General features: G+C 47.7%; 5 protein-coding genes. 2 read left to right on the top strand and 3 right to left on the bottom strand.

Translation table 11 applies throughout. The features are described 5' to 3' along the window. Positions 1 to 172 precede the first annotated feature (172 nt). The 3 genes from VE954_RS12720 to VE954_RS12710 form a co-directional block, all read right to left on the bottom strand. Positions 173 to 931, bottom strand: a complete 759-nt coding sequence (locus VE954_RS12720) for a PDDEXK nuclease domain-containing protein (protein WP_324953261.1) — start codon at positions 929 to 931, stop codon at positions 173 to 175. Positions 932 to 983: 52 nt separating this feature from the next. After that, positions 984 to 1,715 carry a hypothetical protein gene (locus VE954_RS12715; protein WP_324953259.1) on the bottom strand — a complete coding sequence of 244 codons (732 nt, stop codon included), beginning with the start codon at positions 1,713 to 1,715 and terminating at the stop codon, positions 984 to 986. Positions 1,716 to 1,797: 82 nt separating this feature from the next. After that, complete coding sequence (locus tag VE954_RS12710; protein WP_324953256.1) at positions 1,798 to 2,619, bottom strand: hypothetical protein; 822 nt, start codon at positions 2,617 to 2,619, stop codon at positions 1,798 to 1,800. Positions 2,620 to 2,732: 113 nt separating this feature from the next. Between VE954_RS12710 and VE954_RS12705 the strand changes: the two genes are divergently transcribed. Both VE954_RS12705 and VE954_RS44230 read left to right on the top strand, forming a co-directional pair. Beyond that, entirely contained in the window at positions 2,733 to 4,085 is a 1,353-nt protein-coding gene (locus VE954_RS12705) for an IS5 family transposase (protein WP_324953254.1), read from the top strand. A 401-nt stretch (positions 4,086 to 4,486) separates the two neighbouring features. Continuing rightward, the coding region (locus tag VE954_RS44230) for a recombinase family protein (protein ID WP_414699001.1) at positions 4,487 to 4,617 on the top strand (131 nt) is incomplete at its 3' end.

Below are 4,617 nucleotides of genomic sequence, written 5' to 3'. Positions count from 1 at the left end.
CAGATCAGAAAGTCTGGTCTTTGTGGCCGGGACGGCTGGCATTGGACCAGTAAAAATTGACGGCTTTGGCTTCATTTAAAATCACCAGAAAAATCGGGCTTTGGCTGCAAACTCTTGCAGAAAATTTCGTTGATTATGGTGTCTAAAGCTAGGACAGGCAATCCCCACAATCTTATGCATGGGCGACTACATAACAGCGGAGTTTGAGATGGTAAAACAGTAGATCAGGATAAAAATCGTCGCTGCCCACCTCAAGATGAAACTGCTGTCCAACAAAAGCGAATCCGTTGCCGAGTTCGAGAAGAAAGTCTCTGATATTTGCGATCAAAGCCTTTTCCAGATCCCGCTCCTTGGCATCCTGCTGTAGAGTCAAGAACTCGAGTTTATAAGGGTCTTTTAACATCTGCTGGGCCAGATCAGATTGCGGTGTGGGCAGGGTGTGTTGAAAATTTGTCGGAGCTCGTCCCTGTCTCTCGATGAGACCTGAGTCCATTTGGTGAGCGAGAACATTCCGGCTCCATCCATTCGTAATGGCGAGCTGCGCATACCAGATTCGGGATTCCTGGGAGTCGAGTTTGTCCATAAGCACCATGTGGTGTCCCCAGGCCAAATGCTTGGCAGTGGCTTCCTGTAAAATTTGAAAATCAGGCCAGACCTCTGCAAACTTCCGCATATATTTCAAATTTCTGGTGGAAAATCCTTCCTGTCCAGGAAACTCGGTTTTGAGGTCACGTGACAGACGATCGATGACCTGGGTTCCCCATCCTTGGGCTTTTTGTCGCTGGAGTATTTCCTTGCCTATGTGCCAGTATAGAGCAAGGAGTTCATAATTGACGGCTGCAGCAGCCCTGATTTGAGCCCTGGCGATATGCTCTTTCAAAGCCGTAAAGAACTCAGAATACCCTGGTAATATTTGGTTTTTATTGGACATTGTTGTGTTTTTCCAATTGTGCAGCAACTGCTGCACAATTCTGATGCCCTTATCATCGGGCTAATTGAATTGCCAGTCCCAGCTTCTCAACTTTGGCAACAAAAGCTGCCACTTGTTCCGGGGATCCTGCGGCCAAAGCTGAATGATAAACATTGATAGTGAAGCTTTGCTTTTCATCCCGCTTAAGTAAACCAATCGCAGTGTTGGTAAAGTCGTCTTCATTTTCCATCTGAGCAACCGCCCTCAGGTAGGCTGCGATACAATCATCTTCGCGGACCGGAATCATCCAGGAACCATATTCGTCAGCAAAAATGATTTCATCTCCCGACTCCATCAGTCCGACCAATTCATAGATGAGACCGAAGGCATCGTATGCAAGTTGATATTGACCCTGGTCAACAAGCAACATAGCGGTATTAAAAAAATCTGCCAGACGATCAAACCATTCTTCTGTTTCGGGGGGGATGAAGGTGAAATTCCGGGAGTCGATATCGAACGGGGCATAGTAATTCCCATTGCTTGAGTCATCACGAAATTTTTCAATCTCCCGCAGGAGCGATTCACCAGGGAAAGCCTTGATTCTGAGTTTATCGAGTCGTTTTCCAAATACAGTTCTTCTTTGCTGAGCTGTCTTGACTTCGTAAGCAACATCCATTATCCGCACTAATTCCTCTTTTTCACTATTGGCAAGCTCATCAAGCAATGCGGATCTCTCTTCTTTATAGCAGCCAATAGCCTCTTTGGGCTTTTGCCTTTGCCGATACCGTCTTTTTTCTGAAGCCATTTATTCTCTCGATATTCAGGATCAGATTCTTTCAGCAATTCTTGAAATAATACTCAAGCAACAGTGAGAGACAAAAAGAAGGTCAAGAAATCAACCTTTCCAACACATTGCCGATCCCTGATTTGCTGCCTGCACCAATTACGAGGATGCCAAGTTCTTCATCAATCTCGGTTGCCGCCTGGACTTTGGCAATAAAGAGCGACAGGAGATAATTCAGATTTGGATCCAAAGATACGCTGCCAAATTTCTGCTGCTGGCTGGTACTAATTCCATGCTTTGTAAGTGTGGCTTTCAGCCGCTCATTTTCCAGCAGTAATCTCCTTCGTTCGCGCCGAATTTGATCGATGGAATCTGATGATTTAAGATCTCGCAGTTCCTGCGCAAGCCGCTGGCTGCGCTCGGTCTCCTGGATCAATCGCTGCCGATAGTCCTCGGCCTTGGCTTCACTTCCCCGGATCGATCCCGGCCGTTTTCTTCCGCTGACAAGAGCACGGATAGTGGCCAGGAGCGATGGCTTTTTGCGCTTTCCCCTGGGATCACCACCCCTGACATCATAAAATGATTGATTGGCCAACTTCACAATGGTGCCGGCCGAGATTCTGTTCTTGTGCGCCTCAATCAGATTTGAGGCTTCAGGGGGCCACCGCCTTGCGACCTTTTGATAACGGCTGACGTCCTGCTTTGAAATCCCCAGCTTCTCGGCCACGGCCTTTTGTGAGCAGCCGTTATCAATTGCCGAAGAGACAATTCGAGCGTTTGAAAAATACTGGATGCAAGTCCGGGGGCTGAGCTGAAATCCGTCCGTCCACAGCTTTGTGCTTGTCGGTTCGGCCGCGAGCACAGATAGATCGATCTCTTCGTCCTGGTCAAACCGAAGCAGTTCAGCAAGCTTATTGAGATCCATGTTCCCCCTGAATAATTCCTGGACTGGTTGTTGCTGCTGATTTTTCCATTCATTTTCCATCCCTATAATCCCTGAGAAAGTTTCGTTTTTATCCACAATTAGGACGATTTTCGATGAAACCGGAACCAACTCCTGACAGCCTCGACCCCGAAACACTAAGAGCGCCAAAAGTTCTTCTTGCCGCGATCGTGGATCCGCTTCATCCCCTCGTTCTTGTCGCTCGAATGCTTGATTGGCGACGATTTGAGGGGATTTTTAAAACCGAGTATGCATCCTCGCGTGGCCGTCCGGCCTGTCCCACAAGACTTCTGATCGGACTGCACTATTTGAAATACGCCTTCGATTTGAGCGATGACGCCTGTCTCGCCCGCTTTTCCGAGACTCCTGTCTGGCAATATTTCTGTGGTTATGAGTATCTGGTACATCAGCAGCCTTGCCATTCCACAACTCTTGTAAAATGGCGCAAGCGCATCAAGGAAGTCGGTGCCGAGTTCATGCTGGATGAAACCATTGCTGTAGGCTTGCGGCATGGCATTATCAACAAAAAGGAATTTGATCAGGTCGTTATTGATAGCACCACGCAGCCCAAGAATATTGCCCGACCCAATACCACTAAAACTCTCCAGGATATCCGAAAGAAGCTCATAAAAGAATCGAAACGCATTGGTCTCAAATTCAAGAATTCCTATGAGCGAAAAGGCGATAAGGCCCTTTTCAAATACAGACTATGCAGACAGCGGAAAGACGAGAAGAATGCCAAGAAATTTCTGAGAAACCTTAGAACCTATTTAGGACGCGTTATCCGGTCGCTTAAGAAACGAAGTGTGGATCTTTCAGAGAAGCTCATTTCACTGATATCCACTGCAGAAAAGGTGCTCCGAGGCGCTGAAGGTAAAGCGCCAAGGGTTTACAGCATCCATGAACCTACAGAGTGTTGCTTCGTCAAAGGCAAGGTATTTCCAAGGTTCAAATATGGAAGCAAGGTTTCGATAGCGACCACAGCCCGCTCCTGCTGGCTTCTGACAGCCCGTTCCTTTTCCGGAATGATATCGGATGTCCGCACCCTTCACGACACAGTCTGGACTGTGAAGAGGATCCATGGCTTCTGGCCCAAGGAGGTCTACCTGGACAAGGGCTACCGGGGCTGCGAAGAGGAATGCGGAATGACAAAGACCTTTGTCAAAGGCTGTGCAGCCAGCCGGAGCGGACCCACAAAAAAATGGATGAAGCGGCGCTCCTCGGTGGAGCCGATCATCGGGCATCTCAAACACGATCACCGGATGGGCCGGAACTTTCTGCGCGGCCGTCTTGGAGATCAGATGAACCCCGTCCTGGCTGGATGCGGCTTCAACATTAGGAAGATGCTCTCGGTTGTCAAAGAACGCGCAAAATTCGTTTATGAGCACTTCTACGGTCGTCGGGCGGTGAAAGTCATTCGGGTCTTAAAAGGTGCCGGAAAGCGTTAAAACGGCGTTTCCCCTTTTTTCACTCAGAACACATCCATAGAACCCTCGTCCTTGAGAAATCCAAATTGGACTTATGGTCTTTAATTCAATGATTCAAGATAGAAAGGTCGTCGCCAAAAGTCAAAGAATTCGTGCTGCTAGAAAATGTTCAAAAAAAGAACATGCAAGTCATAATGTTATAGTTCTGTCAGAATTCAAAGTCCTCTGCACTGGTCGTTCAAAGTCCTCTTCAATGACTGATGTGATCCCAAATTCTGCTCAAAAAAAAGTCATATCTGTAAAATAAATCATTGAGTTGGTTGCCAATGTAAACCAAACGGACGTTTGGTTGCCAACTGTCCAGCAAGGATGGCAAACTGGAAACCAACTCGACGAATTATTTGCCAGTCAGGGAGTGACTCATGGCGTTCTATATTTATTCACGTGTTTCCACGGATGGGCAGAGTACGGACGCCCAGGTCATGGCTTTAACCAGGAAATATCCGCACGCGGATGTCGTAACTGAAACGCGCTCTGGAGCCAAATCAAGGCC

Origin of the sequence: Oligoflexus sp., assembly GCF_035638955.1 — a bacterium.
Lineage (GTDB): Bacteria > Bdellovibrionota_B > Oligoflexia > Oligoflexales > Oligoflexaceae > Oligoflexus.
This window is presented reverse-complemented; position numbering and strand designations above follow the sequence as displayed.

What these genes read in the sequence shown, in the direction of transcription:
- VE954_RS12705 (WP_324953254.1), top strand. Translation starts at nt 2,733, where the DNA reads ATGAAACCGGAACCAACTCCTGACAGCCTCGACCCCGAAACACTAAGA.
- VE954_RS12715 (WP_324953259.1), bottom strand. Translation starts at nt 1,715, where the DNA reads ATGGCTTCAGAAAAAAGACGGTATCGGCAAAGGCAAAAGCCCAAAGAG.
- VE954_RS12710 (WP_324953256.1), bottom strand. Translation starts at nt 2,619, where the DNA reads ATGGATCTCAATAAGCTTGCTGAACTGCTTCGGTTTGACCAGGACGAA.
- VE954_RS12720 (WP_324953261.1), bottom strand. Translation starts at nt 931, where the DNA reads ATGTCCAATAAAAACCAAATATTACCAGGGTATTCTGAGTTCTTTACG.